General features: G+C 57.1%; 12 protein-coding genes. 7 read left to right on the top strand and 5 right to left on the bottom strand.

Features of this window, described 5'->3' with window-relative positions; translation table 11 throughout:
• The first annotated feature begins 133 nt into the window (after positions 1–133).
• The 6 genes from AACH87_RS03710 to AACH87_RS03735 all read left to right on the top strand — a co-directional run bounded on the left by AACH87_RS03710 (position 134) and on the right by AACH87_RS03735 (position 7,185).
• Positions 134–2,026 carry a cell surface protein gene (locus AACH87_RS03710; RefSeq protein ID WP_338797384.1) on the top strand — a complete coding sequence of 631 codons (1,893 nt, stop codon included), beginning with the start codon at positions 134–136 and terminating at the stop codon, positions 2,024–2,026.
• A 97-nt stretch (positions 2,027–2,123) separates the two neighbouring features.
• Entirely contained in the window at positions 2,124–3,062 is a 939-nt protein-coding gene (locus tag AACH87_RS03715; protein WP_338797385.1) for a peptidylprolyl isomerase, read from the top strand.
• Between the two features lie 90 nt (positions 3,063–3,152).
• Positions 3,153–3,953: an ABC transporter permease gene (locus AACH87_RS03720; protein WP_338798842.1), complete on the top strand. Its 801-nt coding sequence runs from the start codon at positions 3,153–3,155 to the stop codon at positions 3,951–3,953.
• Complete coding sequence (locus AACH87_RS03725; protein ID WP_338797386.1) at positions 3,950–5,281, top strand: ABC transporter ATP-binding protein; 1,332 nt, start codon at positions 3,950–3,952, stop codon at positions 5,279–5,281. The genes AACH87_RS03720 and AACH87_RS03725 overlap by 4 nt, the downstream gene beginning before the upstream one ends.
• A gap of 54 nt (positions 5,282–5,335) precedes the next feature.
• Positions 5,336–6,265, top strand: a complete 930-nt coding sequence (locus AACH87_RS03730) for a class I SAM-dependent methyltransferase (protein ID WP_338797387.1) — start codon at positions 5,336–5,338, stop codon at positions 6,263–6,265.
• 59 nt (positions 6,266–6,324) lie between these two features.
• Positions 6,325–7,185, top strand: a complete 861-nt coding sequence (locus AACH87_RS03735; protein ID WP_338797388.1) for a class I SAM-dependent methyltransferase — start codon at positions 6,325–6,327, stop codon at positions 7,183–7,185.
• A gap of 288 nt (positions 7,186–7,473) precedes the next feature.
• Here the strand turns inward: AACH87_RS03735 and AACH87_RS03740 are convergent, their stop codons facing one another.
• Positions 7,474–11,439: a methyltransferase domain-containing protein gene (locus AACH87_RS03740; RefSeq protein ID WP_338797389.1), complete on the bottom strand. Its 3,966-nt coding sequence runs from the start codon at positions 11,437–11,439 to the stop codon at positions 7,474–7,476.
• A 931-nt stretch (positions 11,440–12,370) separates the two neighbouring features.
• Here AACH87_RS03740 and AACH87_RS03745 point away from each other — a divergent pair.
• Positions 12,371–13,474, top strand: a complete 1,104-nt coding sequence (locus AACH87_RS03745; protein ID WP_338797390.1) for a glycosyltransferase — start codon at positions 12,371–12,373, stop codon at positions 13,472–13,474.
• A 12-nt stretch (positions 13,475–13,486) separates the two neighbouring features.
• On the opposite strand, the gene AACH87_RS03750 is transcribed toward AACH87_RS03745, so the two are convergent.
• From AACH87_RS03750 to AACH87_RS03765, 4 genes are all read right to left on the bottom strand, one after another.
• Positions 13,487–14,536, bottom strand: a complete 1,050-nt coding sequence (locus AACH87_RS03750) for a VWA domain-containing protein (protein WP_338797391.1) — start codon at positions 14,534–14,536, stop codon at positions 13,487–13,489.
• A gap of 779 nt (positions 14,537–15,315) precedes the next feature.
• Positions 15,316–16,335 (bottom strand): 4Fe-4S binding protein, encoded by a 1,020-nt coding sequence (locus tag AACH87_RS03755; protein ID WP_338797392.1) that lies wholly within the window; start codon positions 16,333–16,335, stop codon positions 15,316–15,318.
• On the bottom strand, positions 16,325–17,188 hold the full coding sequence (locus tag AACH87_RS03760; RefSeq protein WP_338797393.1) for a CbbQ/NirQ/NorQ/GpvN family protein: 864 nt from the start codon (positions 17,186–17,188) through the stop codon (positions 16,325–16,327). Before AACH87_RS03760 ends, AACH87_RS03755 begins: the two co-directional genes overlap by 11 nt.
• Positions 17,185–18,615 carry a cbb3-type cytochrome c oxidase subunit I gene (locus AACH87_RS03765; RefSeq protein WP_338797394.1) on the bottom strand — a complete coding sequence of 477 codons (1,431 nt, stop codon included), beginning with the start codon at positions 18,613–18,615 and terminating at the stop codon, positions 17,185–17,187. Before AACH87_RS03765 ends, AACH87_RS03760 begins: the two co-directional genes overlap by 4 nt.
• Positions 18,616–18,625 lie beyond the last annotated feature (10 nt).

The following is an 18,625-nucleotide window of genomic DNA, read 5'->3' on the forward strand; positions in this document are numbered from 1 at the left end:
GTGTTGCAATAAATCAACAGTGGGCTGTAACCGGTTTGTAAGACCTAGAAGGCCCCCAAGCGCTGTGCTACCATTCCCTAGCGTAATCAATCGTGGTAGTTGCGCTTACCAACTTTTTAACTGGAGTTTCTATATGAAGAAAAATGTTCTGGCCCTGAGCATTGCTGCCATGATTGGTGGCCTGGGCTTTGTGGGTACGGCCTCTGCCGACCTGCTGGCAGGTTCGGGTGCTGCTGCTTCTGGCAATGCTGCTGCAGTCGGTAACTCTGTCGAAACCGTGAACGGCAAGGGTCTGGCATCTGGTCTCTATATCACCTCTACTGCTGGTGAGGCGAGCCGCATGTCTACTACAGACGCATCGGGTCTGACTCTGTCCGAAGGTGGTGTGGGTCACATGCTGCTGGTGCCTTACTACTCTGCTCAAAACGGCAACATGACCGTTCTGCACGTGGTGAACACTGACACCATCAACGGCAAGGCCGTGAAAGTTCGCTTCCGTGGCGCAGCAAACTCTGATGACGTGATGGACTTCCAAGTGTTCATGTCGCCTGGTGACGTGTGGACTGCTGCTGTAACTGCTAACGCTAGCGGTATTGCTCAAATCCAAACTGCTGACACCACCTGCACGGTGCCAGCCTTGGGTAAAAATACGCCTCAGTCTTTCTCTACTGGCCGTCTGAACCCCAAGTTCACTGACGCTCAAAAGGCAAACGGTACACGTGAAGGTTACGTTGAAATCTTCAATATGGCCGACATTCCTTCCGACAAGATCTACACTGTTGCCGGTGTGACAGGCAAGACGAACTCTGCTCTGTACTCTGCAATCAAGCACGTTAACGGCACAGCTCCTTGCTCCGTGGCTGCCTCTACAGCAGAGAAGACTTTGTTTGATACTGCTCTGACCAACTTCACCAAGGAAGAAGATGCTGCAAATGCTGGCTTCAACACTCCTACAGGTGGTCTGATGGGTGACTGGTACATCATCAATGTGCCAGAAACAACGACCTTCTCGGGCGCTGCAACTGCTGTTCGTGCCGAAGGCGGTACTGGCCGTGGTAACTTCGTTCACTTCCCGCAGATCGACACTGCTGTTGCTGCAACTGTGATCGACCAGTTTACCGCTGACCCACTGCTGCGTACACGTGCTTACACCACAGACAGCAAGCTGAATAGCACTGCTGGTAAGACAGCAACTGCTGTGGCCTTGGCTGCTGGTAACTATGATTTGCCAGACATGTCGACGCCTTACTTGGCTGTTGCTAACTACAGCCTGACGACATACGCTACCCTGCCCACAGGCTACACCAACGCAGACTTCTACCCACTGGCGCAAGCTTCGTTGCTGACCAATGCTCTGGCGGTGTCTTCTGTGACCAACCAGTATGCAAACGACGAGTCCATCTCTGCTAAGACAGACTGGGTCTTCTCTATGCCTACCCGCCGTTACAGCGTGGTTGCCAACTATGCCGCAGTGACTTCCAGCAACCCTATGAGCGATACAAATACCAAGTATCGCTTGTACTCCAACCTGACTGGTGATCATCGCGACACTACGACTGCCGGTACGCTGAATGTGGCGTTGACTGACAACACCAACTCTGGTGAGTGGTTCACTCCTACCAACACTTTGCTGGCTACAGACGATTCTGGCAACATCTGCGTGACAGCTGATGCTCAGAAGTTCTGGGACCGTGAAGAAACAACACCTGGCGCAACTTCTAACGCCCCTGTGTTCTCTCCACGTACTCCTGGCAAGGCAAGCGTAGTTGCTCTGTGCGGTGAGACCAGCGTGCTGGCTTTCAAGAGCTCGGGTAACTCGGTGCTGGCTGCTAGCGTAGCTCGTTCTACCATCACCTCTGGCACCTACACCAACGGCTGGGGTATCATTGACGTGACCAACGGTAGCCGTGGCCTGCCTCTGCTGGGTGCTTCGTTCATCAAGCTGAGCAACCCAAGCGTTGCTGCTGGTCTGTCTGGTACCTACGGTATCACATGGCCTCACCGCTTCATCAGCGCAGCTAAGTAATTACAGCTGAGGCACTTTTTCGCAGAAATGCGATCAAAAAAGGCGGGGAGCTTCCCCGCCTTTTTTTATTTGTAAACCGAGACTATTTGCAAAAGTTATGACAGTTTTCTTCAAGCCTTTGAAACCCGTCGCCGCATTGTTGTTCATGGCCTGCAGCGTGGCCCCTGCATGGGCAGAGACACCTTCGGTATTAATGCAGGGGCCAGAATTTGCCATTACCTCGCAAGATATTCAAGCAGATTCACTGCGTATGCCTCAAGAGATGCGGGCGATGGTTCTTTCTCGGGCCCAAACAGTGACCCAAGTTGCTTCCAATCTTTATGCGCGTCGTGCAATGGCATTGCAGGCAGCGAAAGATGGCATGGAGAAAGATCCTGCTGTGGCTGCCGCACTGCAAATTGCCCGCGATAAGGTGCTTTCCGACGCATGGATGGAGAAAATGGATCGCCTTAATGAGCCCAAGCTCGATGCTGCTGAGGCCATGGCGAAAACCATTTATCAAGCAAAGCCTGATCGTTTCAAGGTAGAGCCCCAAGTCCGAGTGCGCCATATTCTGATTGCGGGTAATGGAGATGACGCAAAAGTCGCTGCCGAGCAGGTATTGGGGGATCTTAAAAAGGGCGCTGACTTCGCCAAGCTGGCAGCGGATCGATCCGCAGATAAAGGCAGTGCAGCCAAAGGTGGGGATCTCGGATTCTTCAGCCAAGGCAAGATGGTTCCTGAATTCGAAGCCGCTGCTTTTGCTTTAGACAAGCCTGGCGCTTTGAGTGATATTGTAAAAACTCAGTTTGGCTATCATATTATTCAGTTGCAAGAGAAAAAGCCTGAATATATTCGAGGTTTTGATGAAGTAAAGCCAGAGTTGGTCAAGGAAGTTATGGAGAACGTCAAGCATGACGCGCGAGTTGTCTTGGCTCAGAAAATGCAGCAGGGACTAGAAGTCAAAAATGAGCAAATCGAAGCTCTTGCAGCCAAGTATGGCGCTGGTGCCGGCAAGCCGCAAACACTCCCTGCTTCGACTCCATCCACCAAGTGACATGTAGCCTTCCCTGATTGCACTATTTTTACTTATCCAGGGCAAGTGATTGTTAACCCGCCAGAAGGCGGGTTTCTGTTTATTTTTGGTATGGATACATTGTTACGGGAATGGGCGGCGATCTGGCGTGCACGCGATCTGGTCTGGGTGCTTACACAACGTGAGGTCGCCGCACGTCACACTGGAACCGCTCTAGGTGTGATATGGCCTTATCTACAGCCTCTGTTGACTGTTGCAGCCTACTATTTAGTATTTGATATAGTGTTTGCAATGCGTTTGGCGGAAGGTGCTCCTACCCGCGCTGTCGGTGCATTTTTAATTGTCGGCGCTTTGCCTTGGATGGCTTTTTGTGATGCGGTTTCGCGTGGTATGAACAGTCTCATAGAAGCAGGGGGGCTGCTTCAGAAAAATGCCTTGCCGCCCATCTTATTCACAGCACGCGCCGTGTTTGCCAGTGCCATCATTTACGGCCCATTGATGGGAGTGGTGGGCTTTGCTTATTTGGTCTCCCAACCTTTGTCCATTGCATGGTTGGCGTTCCCATTGTTGCTTTTCCTACAGCTAGCGCTTTCTCTGGTGGCGGGTTATTTGCTTGCAATATTGGCCGCAGCCCTGCGCGATACGGTTCAGATCGTTGGTTTTTTGTTATCGGTGGGTATTTACTTGTCGCCCATCTTATTTCCATTGAATATGTTTCCGGACGCATGGCGTTGGGTTCTTTGGCTCAATCCCATGACGGCACTAGTTCAGGGATACCAGGAATTAATGTTGGTTGGAGCTTGGCCACCGCTCAGTGTATGGTATGTGACGCTGATCTGGATTATGGTGCTAACCTCGTTTTTGGCTGTTCTTGTGAAGCGCAGCCGCGATCAATTGATTGATTGGCTATGAGTATCCAATTGAGAGCTGGAGTATTAGTGATATCTCCGCCAGTACTAAAAGTCAGCGGTGTCAGCAAAGAGTACAAGCTTTATCCTTCGCCGCGCTCGCGTTTGCGTTCTTTGCTGACTGGACGTGCGACGCACCGTAGTCACTGGGCACTGCGCAACGTATCTTTTGAGTTGCAGCGCGGTGAATGCATTGGTGTCATTGGCGATAACGGCGCGGGTAAAAGCTCCTTGCTCAAACTGCTGGCTGGCACCTTGCAGCCCAGCCAAGGCAGTATTGAGCGTGTGGGCCGGGTGACGGCCATTTTGGAACTGGGTGCGGGGTTCCACCCGGACTTCAGTGGGCGTGACAATCTTTACTTCGGTGGCAGCCTGATCGGCATCACCCGCGAAGAAATGGCGCGCCTTGAGCCAGAGATCATCGAGTTCTGTGAATTGGGTGAGGCGCTGGATCGCCCCGTCAAGACCTATTCATCTGGCATGACCGTGCGACTGGCTTTCGCGCTGGTCACGGCCGTACAGCCTGATGTGCTGATCATCGACGAGGCACTGGCCGTGGGTGATCAGCACTTTCAAAAAAAATGCGTGGAGCGCATCACTGCCTTCCGCAACAGCGGGTGCACGATCCTGTTCTGCTCACACAGCCCATACCACATCCGGCATTTGTGTGATCGTGCGCTATGGCTCAAGTCGGGGGAGGTCGCACAGTTTGGCGGCACCGAAGAAGTGCTGGCGGCATACGATGTGTATACCCGCCAGCGCGAAGCCGCAGAGGCGGCGGCCTCCGCGCTACCTGCAGTGCTTGACTGTCCGTCGGACACAGAGACTGCTGGTGCATCTGGCACAGTTGTCCTCCCTGCAGATACCGGAGTTGCCGAGTCGATTGCAACCCCGGCTGCTCCTGTCGCTGCAGCGAATAGTGGTGGTGCCTGCATTTTGTCGGTAGACGTTGCCAATTTGGCCGACCCTCAAGATGGGCAGCCACCCGTGTTGCGGGGGCAGGATCTGGTGGTCACGATCAAGGCGCGGGGGCGGGGTGCGGAGCGCCCCCATATCGGATTCATGATTGAGCAGTCCAAAGGCGTGGGCATTACCTCGCTGGCAACCCATGAGGACGGGGCGCATCCTGTGCAGCAATCTGACGGGACATGGTGCTCGGTGCTCACGTTTCCTGATCTTCCGTTGCATAGCGGGGACTACGTGATCAGTGCGTTTTTGTTCGATGAAACCGGGCTGGCGGTGTATGACGAGTGGTTTCAGTTCATGCACTTCCGTTTCATTTTTCCCAAGCCCTTGCCGGGACTGGTGCGCTTGCCGCATCACTGGAGTTGACGGATTGCGCCAACCTTTCCCTGATCGGCTCCGACTGATATTCAAGAGAAAAAGATGAACGATGAACAAGGCCGCATGGACGGCGATTCACATGCGTTGGCTTCAGCCAAGGTACTCAGCCTGGGTGAACAGCTATTGCAAGAGGGACAGATGCTGCTGGAGCGCGGCGACCGTGCAGGCGCTGCCCAGGTGCTGGCACGTGCGCGTAGTGAGCGCGACACGCTGTTGCAAGCACATGCGCTGATCGAGACTCATGACCTGATGGGTTCATTCCGCAACATCATGGGGTTGGACTGCACCATTTCGCCGCAGGACGATATTTTTGGTTTTTTTGCCGGGCATGCGTCCAGCACCAACCCCTTGCGCGACTATCTGGCTGATGGATGGCGCACGTTGTCGGAACTGATGCTGCTGCTGGAGGCGGTAGGCCAGCCTTTGCTGCAGACTCCCAGCGTGCTGGAGTTTGCCAGCGGGCACGGGCGTTTTACCCGGCACTTGGTCAAGGCGATGGGGGCTGACCGGATTACGGTGTCGGATGTGGTGCCTGATGCGGTGCGCTTTGCCACGCAGACTTTTGGTGTGCAAGGGTTGATGTCTGCCAGCGCGCCCGAGCAGGTGCAATGGCCGCGGCGCTATGGGCTGGTCTTTGTGTTGTCGTTGTTCAGCCATTTGCCACGCAGCACGTGGTCGCGCTGGCTCAAGGTGCTGTGGGATGCGGTGGAGCCCGGCGGTTTACTGGTGTTCACTACTCACGGTGTCAAAGCCGCAGCTTTCGATCATGTCGCGCTGGATGATGAAGGTTATTTCTTTGCTGCCTCCAGTGAATCCAACGCGATTGATGCGCAGGAATACGGCACAGCCTTCACTGCCGAGCCGTTTGTGCTGGCGCGCATTGCTGAAACCGTGGGGGCTGAGAGCTTGGTGCACAAGTCCTTGGTGCATTTTTGGAACCATCAAGACGCCTACGTGCTGCGCAAGCCGTAAAGAACAACGGTGTGCGCGCTGAGGGCGGTGGCGCGGCACCCACCCAAAGGAGGTAATGCATGGGTCTGATTGCGCGTTTGCAAGAGCGGCTGTGGGGTATCGCGCCCTGGAATGCCGGGCAAATCACCGACGAATGGTTTCGTGCCCACTTTGAATACGCAGCCGATGTGGTGAATCATTGGGTGGGCGGTGTGCTGGATATTCCCCAGTCGCGGTTTTTGAATTTTGGCTGCGGCGATGGCATCACCGACTTGTCGCTGGTGCTGCGCTATGGCGCAACCTCCATCCACGGCGTGGATGTGCGGCGCGAATACCAGAAATTGCCACGCATTGCCCGTGAGCAATTGGGAATGCGACGAGTGCCCGTGGCGCTGACGTTTGAAACCATCCAGTCGGGCGATGCATTGGCCCCGGCAGGCGTTCAGTACGACGGCATTATGAGCTGGTCCACTTTCGAGCACGTACGGCGCGACCAGTTGGCGACCATACTTGCCGATTTGCACGCTTGCTTGCGGCCCGGAGGCTATTTCTTCATTCAGATTGAGCCATTGTTTTATTCCCCCTACGGCTCTCACCTGCGTCGTTATGACGACACGCCTTGGCACCATTTGCTGGCTGCTGAGGATGAGTTGTGGAGGGTGATTGAAAACCACCAGGGCCCCATCGACCCGGCTGAGGTGGATTTTGGTTTTGCCGATTTTGGCGTGGACGGTTACAAGCGGTTTGTTTTCAATGAATACAAGGCGTTGAACCGGCTCACAGCGGACGAATTGGTTCAGTTTGCCAAGAATACGGGCTTCAGCGTGGACCGTGAGGAGCGCCGCACGGTGGACCTGGAGGTGCCTGAGACGCTGCTGTCGCGGTACCCCAGAGACTGGCTGGTGAACAACGAGATATTTTTGCTGCTGCGCAAGGACTGAGTTGCGTGCGGGGCGTTGATCTGTAATTGATAGCGGTCAGCGCAGGTTTCGATTGCCTTGACTGCCATTTTTATGGAAGAAACGAGCGCTATGGCAAGGACTCGGCGAAGCTTGAAGAGCGGTCTTTTGCTCACTTATTGATAGCTGCTAGCGCTTATTTCATAAGCGCTAACGCCCAAAAAAACCTTGGATTTTGGCCTGAATCGGATCCAGCCCCATTGAGGCAGAGCCTGCCGATGCCGAGGGGGCACAGCGGCAGGCTCATGGAGCCAGAGACGAGTGCCAGCTTTAGGCCCGCAGCCAGTTTTTCACCCGAGTTTGCCAGTGCCGTGGAATACACCGTGCCACGCCGCGCAGCAAGGGCAAAGAGCGCAGCCACACCAATGCTTGTAGCGCCTTCGAGCGGGTTTCTTGCGCGGGCGTGGATGTCGGCTGGTGGGCCTGCAAAAACGCAAGCGACACTTGTGCGGGTGCAAGGGGCGCGGGTGCCATGCCTGCCAAGTACCCGGTGGCATAGGCCCATGCAGCGGCTACTGCTGGTTCACCAAGCGAGGGCTTGTGGGCCTTTGCTGGCTGGGGCGGCGTGGGGGGCTGTTGCGGCACAAAGTGCGCCTGCCGGATGCGCGTAAAGAACGTCAGCCATTCGGCGGGCGTCTGGTCCCATGGTTCCACCCAACTCCATGCCCGGCCTTCAAGTCGTTCTGCAAACGCCCCGATATCGGGCGCCACGATGGGCAGGCTGGCTTGCAGCGCCGCACTCAGGGTGTAGCTATAAGTCTCGGGCCACAGGGCAGGGAACCACACAATGTCAGGCTGCAGCCAGGCCAGCAGTTCTGGCAGGTCGGCTTCGGCGTAGGCGCCGTGTACGGTGAGCCGTGCTTTGGGCTGGGTTTGCAGGCTACGGTAGCCATAGCCGAGCAGGTGAAAGTCCAGCGGCGCGTCTGTGTGGGCTGCTTGCAGGGCCACGGATTCGAGTACATCAGCACCCTTGATGGTGCTGAGGGCTCCAATAACCGCAACCTTGAGCCGGGCGGTGTCAGCCATGGGATGCACCTGCGGGGCAGGTGACTGGGTCTGCATGTCAGTGTGTGGCACTGCAATCACATTGGCTGCGGGTGCAAAGGCGGCCATGCGTCGGGCCGTGTCCTGGCTGGGGGCAAAAACGTGGCGAGCAGCCTCAAGAAAAACGCGGTTGCTGTCGCGCCACTGCTGCATGGTGCTTCCGTCTGGGGCGTGGCTTTGCGCGGCGCAGCAGCCGCATTGGCCGGGGCCGGGCTCGGGTACGTATCGGTCTGAGTTGTCCGTGAGCGAGATACGTGCGCAATAGCTGTAAAAGTCATGCGCCGTAAAGTCGTAGCGCACGCCCAGTTGCGCTGGCAACTGCTTGATGGACGGATGGTGGCCCAGCAGGTGGTGGTAATGGATGTGCCGCACACCCAGGCTGCGCAGAATACTTTGCAGATCGTCCATTTGTGCTGGGATCTCAAACTCCAGCGCAAAGGCCTCTTGCTTTTGTGGCAGGCTGAGTTTGACGCGGTGCCCGGGTACGGGTGACAGCAGCAGTGTGGTGACCTGTTCGTTCAGGTGTTGGGCAAGCTCATGAATGTGGCGCACAGTGCCACCGCTGCGGTCATGCACTACGGCGAGCACGACGGGCTTGCCGCTCGCCTTGATTCGAGCGATATCCAGCGCCAAGCGGGCTACTCGGGCGGGGTCCGCTTGAACAAAGGCCATGACCTGCGGCTCATAGCGGGGGTGCAAACGCCGCAAGGTCTCCATGGCAGCCTGCTCGCGCGGGCTCTTGCTCGCGCCGAAACTGACGCCCCCGGTGTGCAGTACGAATGTGTCCAGCAGGTGGAGGTTGCGCCACCCCGCAGCTTGGGCCCGTTGGCAGAAGTCATTTTCTTCACCGTAGCCCTTGCCAAAATTGGCGGTGTCGAACAGCCCGACCTCCTGGAGACAATCACGCCGGATGTACATGCAAAAGCCCACGCCGGTCGGCACGTCCACCACCATGCCAGGGTTGGTTTGCGCACACAGCTTGTCCAGGCGCGCAGTGTCATAGCCAGCGGGCAATTCGTTGTCTTTGCAAAACTGTGGGTAGCTGCAAATGGTGGCGTTGTTGGAGAACGGAGTAACTGAGCCCACCTTGGTATCGCTGTAGGCCGCGTTGCGGATACGGTCGAGCCAGTCGTTGGCCACTTCGGTGTCGCTGTTGAGCAGAAGCACGTCGTTGCTTTCGCTCAGCGCCATGCCCCTGTTCACGGTGCCTACAAAACCGAGGTTGACTTCGTTCTCCAGCAGGAGAATTCGCGGCTCTTGGGCGGCTTGTTCGCGCAGCCACTGAGTTACTTCAGGCTCTGGGCTTGCGTCGTTGATGACGACCAGCCTGAATGGCGTTTTGCACTGACTGGCCAACGCCGAACCAATGCACAGTTGTGTGTCGGCCAACCCCCGATAGACGGGAACGATCACATCCACAGAGTGTGGCGCAGGTACGAGTGGCTGTGGACCTTGCAGGGGAGTGGAAGGGGCAACTCTGCGACCAAGCATTTGATCCAACCACATTTTTGCTTTGACCAAGGGGCGGGTGGCTCGAAAAACTGTGGAGTTCTCAATCGAGCGCAAATAGGCAGCGAGGGCGTCAAATTCTGTTTGCTGGCGTTTACAAGCTTGCATCAGTTCTTGGCGATGGGCCATCAATTCTTGCCGATGATTGGCAAGTTCGGTGTTGGTGTGATGCGCATGAGCAAGTTGGGTACTCGCACGCAGTATCTGTGCGTCAGCCTGCTGAAGCTGTGCCTGAAGCTGCGACAGTTGCAAGCCCTTTTCGTGAAGTTGACTTTGGGTTTGAGTCAACTGGGACTGAGTCTGCTCCAACTGGGACTGAGTCTGATTCAGTTGGGACTGAGTCTGATTCAGTTGGGACTGAGTCTGATTCAGTTGGGACTGAGTCTGGTTCAAACTTTGCTGAAATTGCGAAATCTCCTGGTCCTTGCTTGTGGTGAGCTGGGACAGCTTTTCAATTTCTAACTGCAGAGGCTGAACGGTATTGGCCAACGCCAGATAGTCCGCAGACATAGGCCAGCCGACTTCAATTACGACTACCGCGTCTTCCAACTCTGGGATCTTGGACAAAACATTGGACGGAATTGGCAGTTCAAACCAAGGGTCATCTCCTGTCAGCAGCAGGATTGCTGCGCTAGACGCTGGATACAGTGGTGCATTCCACACTACCTGCTGGTGTTTTGCTCCGATAGGTTGGCCTTTGTCACCGTATTTCCATTCCCACAGGGGGTGGCCTTCTCCGTCCTGGACTGCGATGCGATAAAGGTGCAGAAAGCCGGGGCGGTCTGAAGGGTCGAGGCGTAGTGCAGAAAGGTTTTTTTTGTCTTTCGGAAGGTGAAAATGCAGAGACTGCTGATCCACTCCAATGGAGCCGAGGGTGGAAAGCTTCTTGTCTTCTGAGTATGAGCCGTCGTAGCCCAGATAAAGCTGTGCAGTGAATCCGGCTTGCGCGGATGCAAGCGGAGGCTCCTCCAGTTCCGCCTTATCGGAGACTGCCTCCGGAATGGCTGCGCCTATGAACTGATAAGTTAGTGCATCCGGCGTAGCAAGAAGGTAGCGTGCCACCGCAGGAGGTAAGTTGTCGAAACGGGACTTGAATTCAGACTCTGGAAGCTCTCGCTCTACCGTTTCCAGTGTTTGCATCTTCCACTGGTGCTCATCCATGAATCGGGTAAGCGAGCGGCGAGTAAAAAAGCGTAGATGCGTTTTGTCCAGTAAGCCCTCTTCTCTGTACCGAAACTCTCCTTGAAGCAATTCGGCAATCAACCCGCAGTAGCCTGCATTTGGCACGGATATCAGCAGTTGTCCTGAAGGCTTCAGCAAACTACGACATGCATCCAAGATGCGCTCAGGCTGGCGCAAATGCTCTAAAACATCTGCGCACACAATATAGTCATAGCGCGAAGATCCGAACACCGTATTAAGGTCACACTGCTCCAGATCGGCCACGACGACCTTGCGATAAAAAGGCCGTGCGTGATCAGCTTCCCGCTGACTCCAGGTTAAGCCATCGCTCACACAAGAGCGAGTCTCGGATAGGTATTGGCCCAGTGCGCCACTGCCGCAACCCAGATCCAACACGCTGGCTTGAGAGTGAATGTGGCTTGCTAGGACGGACAATGAAGTCCGTTCGTCGGCTTGGATGGTCCGCAGATATACGTGCAAGTCGTCAATAGGGTGCGTCATCCCCGAATTATCGCTGCGTGTTCAGCCCTACAGCAGAGCAAGGCTCGCTGCGCACCCGCTCCCTTCTGGGGAAGGCTGCGTCGCTGGATCTGTGAGGTAAGCGAAATTCGCAGCTAGGACGAGTAGCCAACCCTGTAACAATAAAGTTTATGAATACATACTCCCGTCCAGGGGGCGATATGGTCGTCTCGATTGTCAGTCATGGTCACGGCGAGCCCGTTCTCCGATTACTTCAAGCGCTTGCAGCGCAGAGTGCCGTCACTCGTCGTGTTGTACTGACTCTTAATGTCCCCGAGGCGGAACCTACCCCCCCCGAGGGGGGGTGGCCATTTGTGTTGGAAGTCAGGCGCAATACGCGCCCTTTGGGTTTTGGCCGAAACCACAATCTTGCGTTGACGGATGCGATGGAATCATTTGTCTGTGTACTTAACCCAGACGTCGAGCTTTTGGGGGGTACAGATCCTCTGGCGCGTTTGCAAGAAACGGCCGCGTGCCCCAATGTGGGCTGCGCGTATCCCACGCAAGTTGATGCGCATGGCCGCGTGCAAGATTTCGAGAGGGTATTGCCGACGATTCCCGCTCTGCTGCGCCGTCGCCTGTTGGGCTTGCAAGATCGGCGTGCCGATTGGGTAAACGCGGCATGCTTGGTTTTTCAACGCGATGTATGGAATCGGTTGAGGGGATTTGATGAGTCTTACTTTATGTACTGCGAAGACGTTGACCTCTGTTTGCGCATGCGGCTTTGCGGACTCAGATTGGAGAAGGGGGCTGTGAGCGTCATCCACGCCGGGCGAAGAGCAAGCCGAAGAAGTTTTCGCCACTTGATGTGGCATGTGCGTAGTTTGATACGTTTGTGGTCATCACCCGTATTTTGGCGGGCTCGCCAATTGTTACAGTCAGATGTAACAACGCCGGGTAGGATCAGCGCCCCATGATTTGGTTATCGTTTGTTGGATTTCTTGTCTCCGCAGTGGTTGCTGCGGGTGTTGTTCGCTGGGCGCGCGAGCACGCTGAGTTGTATGGCGAGGAGATGCCACAACGATTTCATTTGGGACACGTACCTCGCCTGGGTGGTTTGGCTGTTTTGGCTGGAGTGGGCGCCAGTTGGGTGTTGGGTGTGATTCAAACTAGTTGGGGCGATCCTGGGTCGCTGAGACTGGTGCCTGCCTTGGCGCTTGGGTGGCTTGCCGTACTCTTGCCCGCCGCCCTCGGCGGTATTGCCGAAGACATGACTCAGCGCCTGCGGGTGAGCTATCGCCTGTTTCTCACTGCCTTGTCGGGCTCCGTCGCTGTGTGGGGATTGGGTCTGACCTTGCCTCGGTTGGGCCTGCCTTGGCTTGATGTTCTTTTGGTCTGGGCCCCGTGGTTGAGCGTGTGTATCGTGATGCTGGCGGTGGCTGGCCTGCCGCATGCCTTCAACATCATCGATGGGTACAACGGGCTGGCAGGCATGGTTGCACTAATTGTGTGCCTTGCACTGGCCCATGTGTCTTTGCAGGTGGGTGACCGCGCACTGGCGGCGCTGCTGGTATGTACAGCGGCTGCCACCGCCGGATTTCTGGTGTGGAATTACCCTCGCGGGATGGTGTTTGCCGGAGATGGTGGGGCCTACATCTGGGGCGTGGTGATTGCCCTGGCCAGTATTTCACTGGTGCAGCGCAACGCCGATGTGTCCCCATGGTTCCCGATGTTGCTGTTGATCTACCCTGTGTGGGAGACCATTTTTTCCATCTATCGCAAAGCAGTGCGAGGCATTTCGCCTGGGGTAGCAGACGCTTTGCACTTTCATCAGCTGATCTATCGGCGCATAGTGCGCGGTGTGTTCCACGATGACGAGTCGCGCCGGGTGCTCATGCGCAACAATCGGACCTCTCCTTACCTGTGGGGGTTCACATTGCTCACCGTGGTGCCTGCAGTGCTGTTCTGGAACAACACGCTGCTGCTGATGGGCTTTTGCGGGTTGTTTGTGGTGAGCTACGTTTCGGCGTACTTGGCAATTGTCCGCTTCAAGGTGCCCGCCTGGCTGCGGCACTGAAGTGGCCTTGCATCACTTTGCCAAGCTTGCCCATGCTTGCGTTAGCTGTCTGACCAAATCCTGTGGGCGACGCACCAGTGCGTAGCCTTGGATTCCAAACAGCATGGGCAGGTACTGGTGAGCCTCCCGGTCAATGGTCACGCAGAAGGGGGAGATGCCGGCGTTGCGCGCTTCCTGTATTGCATGGCGGGTATCTTCCAGGCCGTATCTGCCCTCATAGACATCCAGGTCGTTCGGTTTTCCATCGGTCAATACGAGCAACAGCCGTTGGCGCTCAGGTCTGACTGAAAGCCTTTCTGTCGCGTTGCGGATGGCCGCCCCCATGCGGGTGTAGAAGCCTGGTTTGAGTGCGCCGATGCGCGTTTGCACTGTGGGGCTCCAGGCTTCATGGAACCCCTTGATGTGCTGGATACGCACGTTGTGCCTGCGCACCGAACTGAACCCCAGAATTTCAAACGCATCGCCTGTGCCGGAAAGTGCAGAGCCAAAAACGTACAGGCTGTCGCGGATGACATCGATCACGCGTGCGCTGGAATTGGCGTGCGCATCGGTGGAAAGAGACAAGTCAGCCAGCACCAGCGTGGCCAGGCTGCGTTCCGAACGTTGCCGCTGCATGTACACAGGCGGTGAATCGCTATGGATGAGGGAAGCATCCACCTCACTCTGAAAACGCACCCAGGCGTCCAGATCCATCTGATCACCCGCGGTCTGGGCCCGTTGCCAGCGTGGCGCTGCACGCAGTATTTCCAGCCGCCGTCGCACTTTGCGCGCTGTGGCCTGTAGTGCTGCCGCTGGTGCATACGGTGCCCCTGGTCGTGCGACCACGCACTGCACTGCACAGTGATCAGGCAATAGTCTGCGTTGTTTCCAGTTCCATTCCGGGGTGCGCGTACCGGGTCCTAGTGGCAGGTCATCAGCGCAGGCGCTGGGCAGGTCCAGGTCGAATTTCACCCGTGCCGCGGAGGTCTGTTCGCCCTGAGACAGCGACAGCACGTCCATGTCATTGGCGGCGGTTGCCGCGTCGGCATCTGGCTCCTCGTCTGTGCTGCGGTCAAGCTTCACCAGCTCACTCCAGCTGCGCAGAGAATCTGTCTTGGCTGAAAGCAGCAGGGTGTTGCGCGAAGACGGTGGCTGCACACTGCGCGTTCTCCGCCGTGTGCTTTCGCTTCTGGCGGGTTGCTGTGGGATGTCGGACGCATGCGTACTGCCGGGTTTTCGAGGTCCGGTAGTGCTTCCAAGTGTTTCGCAAAAATTCAACCAAAGCCAAACGGGTGCCACATTCCGGGGCGTGACCTGCGTGCATGCATGGTCCTCGTCTCTCAACGCAGCCTGAACAGCAGCTTCAGCGAGCGCATCCGCAGGTCGCAGGCTGTGGAGTGCAGGACGCTGCTGAAGGTGCGTGGTCACCAAACGTTGGTGACGCGCGCGCAACCCCGCAAAACGTTGCAATGCTCGCGACGTGGCGGCCCGGTTGTCTGCAATCCAGTCTCCCGTAGGCTCAAACACAACCGCAATGGCCGCCAGCCACAGGTAAAGGTCACGGTTGAGCTGGGCGGCAGGAAATACGGAGATGGAAGAGGGGAGTGCGAGGGTTTGAGTATCCAGCTCTGGCATGGCGCTGCGAATGCCACTGCCTGCCAGTTTCTGTAGCCAGTTTCTGGGCCCTCCGTGCCGGGTGGATGAGGCTGAAGTGATTCGCATGGATGCATCCCCGCCGCCCGCCCGGTACAGCAACGCTATGCTGCGTTGCATTTCTTCCAGCGTCACGGTTTCTTCGCTGCCGGGTGCCTCTGCGAGGCGAGTGATGGCCCGATGCCACCATTGTCCGATCCACTCTTCCATTACGGTGCTCCGTCACGCCTTTGGCGCAGGGTTTCGCGTATCGCCTCCACGCCCACACGCCATTCCAGCGAAGGGGCTCGTGCCTGTATGGCTTGTGATTCAGCGCAGGCTGTCAGGCATTGACCGCACTGCACACAGGCAAACATCATGCGTTTGATGTTGCGTGGGTGCAGACGCATGGGGCAGTGGTGATCACAGGCGCTGCCACGCGGGGCATCGCAGGTGCGGCACTCTCGTGCACGCTCTCTTTCAAAGGCCACCACCATGCCGCGCGGGTTGGCCATCCAGGCGAGGCTTTGAAATAAACCCACTGCGCATCCAAAGCGGCAAAAGAGATGTCTGGCCACGGCAAATTCCAGCGTGAAAAGAATCGTGCCAATGCCGATGAATCGGGCCTGATTCGGCGTCAGCGTCCACTGCATTAAATTTCGCCAGATTTCAGTGGGCGGCAGCAGATAAGTGAGCAATGTCGTGGCCCAGACAAAGCCGCACAGCAGGCAGCTGGCCAGGAACACAGGCCACCAGCGTCCCTGGGCGTGATGCCCCGGTTTGGGTGTGCGCGCCTTGTCCCACAGGCTGAGCTTGCCCGTCGCCCGGTGCAGCAAGGCGTTCAGTGTTTCCACCATCGAAAAGTGCGGGCACAGCCAGCCGCAATATACGCGGCCCCAGTGGTATGCCACCGCCAGAAAGGCCATCACAACCCCCAGCGCAGGCAGAATGCCACGCCAGAAGATTCCCCACCCAGCGGCCAAAGCGGAGATTTCTCCACGCTGAAAGGCATCAATACCCAGCGACCATCGCATTCCCAGAAACCACAGCTGGGTCTCATTCAGGTCAAAGCGCAGCAGATTGAAGGCGGGTGCCAGCACGAACAGACCCATGAACACGGCTTGGGAGGTTCTTCGCAGCGGCTGCAGTCTTTGCTGCAGATCGTGTCTTGGACTCCTCAAAGCCCCAGGCATCGGTCGCATGAAGCTGTCATCCCTGTGATGTGCCGCACCAGCAGGGTCAGGGTTCATCGCCTACCACAGCGCCGACTACGTCTTGCAATGCGCGCACGGTTTCTGGGTCATCGCTCAATGCCTGGATCACGGCCGCATGGCAAGCCTGCTGCATGCCCATGCCGGCTGCTATCAGCCGCGCTGCCATCACCAGCAGACGGGTGCTGGCAGTTTCCTCCAGATCATGGTCGGTGAGCCGACGCAAAGCCTGTGCCAGTTGAACCAGGCGTGCGGCCACCTGGGCGGGCACGCCACCCTCGACTTCCAGAATGCGGCGCTCCACGGCTGGGGCAGGGTAGTCCAGTGCCAGTGCCGTGAAGCGCTGGCGCGTGCTGGGTTTGAGCCCTTTGAGCAGGTTTTGGTAACCAGGGTTGTACGAGATGACCAGCATGAACTCTGGCGGTGCCTTGATCAGCTCGCCCGTACGCTCCACGGGCAACACGCGTCGGTCGTCCGCCAGGGGGTGGAGCACCACCGTGGTGTCCTTGCGAGCCTCGACCACTTCATCCAGATAGACGATGGCCCCCTCGCGCACTCCCCGTGTCAGCGGCCCATCGGCCCACACGGTGCTGCCCTGGCCGATCAGGTGTCGACCGACGAGATCGGCTGCACTCAGGTCGTCGTGGCATGACACGGTGATCAGTGGGCGGCCCAGGCGTGCCGCCATGTGCTCCACAAACCGTGTCTTGCCGCAGCCTGTGGGACCCTTGATCAGCAAGGGGAGCTGTTGTGCATGGCAATGGGCAAATAGCGTGCACTCATCCGCTTGCTCTGCGTAGTAGGGAAGCGCCGTGGCGGTATGCGAGGATGCCCCGTGTATGGGGGCTGCCCCCGCATGAGCCCTTTCAGCGTATGCGGTGTGCATGCTCATGCCCTCTGCAAGTGGAGGCTCAGGCCAGGAGTGAGGTCGGCTTCGTCAGGGGCAGGGCCTACAAAGAAGCTGCTCAGGTAAGTCAGCAAACCCAGCAGGAACATCACACCACCGCCAACACGCACCCAGTAGAAGAACACGAGCTGCTCTTGGGTGGCCATGAACGACAGGGCTCCGGTGGTGGGCATGCGTTGCAGCCACACTTGCAGGATGCCGGCCCCGCTCAGCGCCAGCACCATCACAGCCATGCCGATGCTCATGATCCAGAAGCTCCACATTTCACAGCGCTGTGCTCGCAGAGGGTTGGCCTCCCGGCCTCGCAGGATGGGCATGGCGTAGCTGATGATGGCCAGTACCACCAGCACATAGGCTCCATAGAAGGCCAGGTGTCCGTGCGCGGCAGTCACTTGGGAGCCATGGGTGTAGTAGTTCACGCTGCTGAGTGTGTGGATGAACCCCCACACACCCGCACCCAGAAAACCGATGACCGATGTGCCCACAGCCCAGAGCACCGCGGCCTGGTTGGGGTGCTCGCGGCGGCGGCGTTGCACCATGTTGAAAGCGAACAGCGTCATCATGAAGAATGGGATGGGCTCCATGGCAGAGAAAACGCTACCTACCCAGTGCCAGTAGCCTGGCAGCCCGATGAAGTAGAAATGGTGGCCTGTGCCCAGAATGCCTGTGATGAGCGCAAAGGCCACGATCATGTACATCCACTTGTCGATCACCTCGCGATCCACGCCTGTCGTCTTGATCAACACGAAGGCTAGCAGTGACGCCATGATCAGCTCCCATGTGCCTTCCACCCACAGGTGCACCACGAACCACCAGTACATCTTGTCGCGCACCAGATTGCTGGGGTTCACGAAGCTGAACAGGAACATCAGCGCAAGTCCCCACAGCCCCATCAAAAGCACCAAAGAGATGGCCGTCTTGCGGCCTTTGAGCACGGTCATACTGATGTTGAAGAGAAAACCCAGGCAGACCAGCACGATGCCAACCTTGGTGGGCAGGGGTTGTTCCAGGAATTCCCGTCCCATGGTGGCCAGGAAGTCGTTACCTGTCATTTCGGCCAGCTTGGCATAGGGCACCAGCAGGTAGCCAAGGATGGTGGCAGCGCCTGCAGCCAGAAAAACCCAGAAGAGCATTTTGGCCAGCCATGGGCTGTACAGCTCGGTCTCGCTTTCTTCCGGAACCATGTAATAGGCCGCCCCCATGAAGCCAAAAAGCAGCCACACGATGAGCAGATTGGTGTGCACCATGCGGGCAATGTTGAAAGGGATGGCCGGGAAAAGCAGATCGCCGATGACGTACTGCAGCCCCAATGAAAAGCCGAAGATGATCTGCCCTGTGAACAGGCCGAGCGCTGCAATGAAGTACAGCTTGGCTACGGCCTGCGACGAATATTTGACGTTGGCGGTTTGCATAAGGTGATCC

This window comes from Acidovorax sp. DW039, assembly GCF_037101375.1.
Classification (GTDB): domain Bacteria; phylum Pseudomonadota; class Gammaproteobacteria; order Burkholderiales; family Burkholderiaceae_C; genus Acidovorax.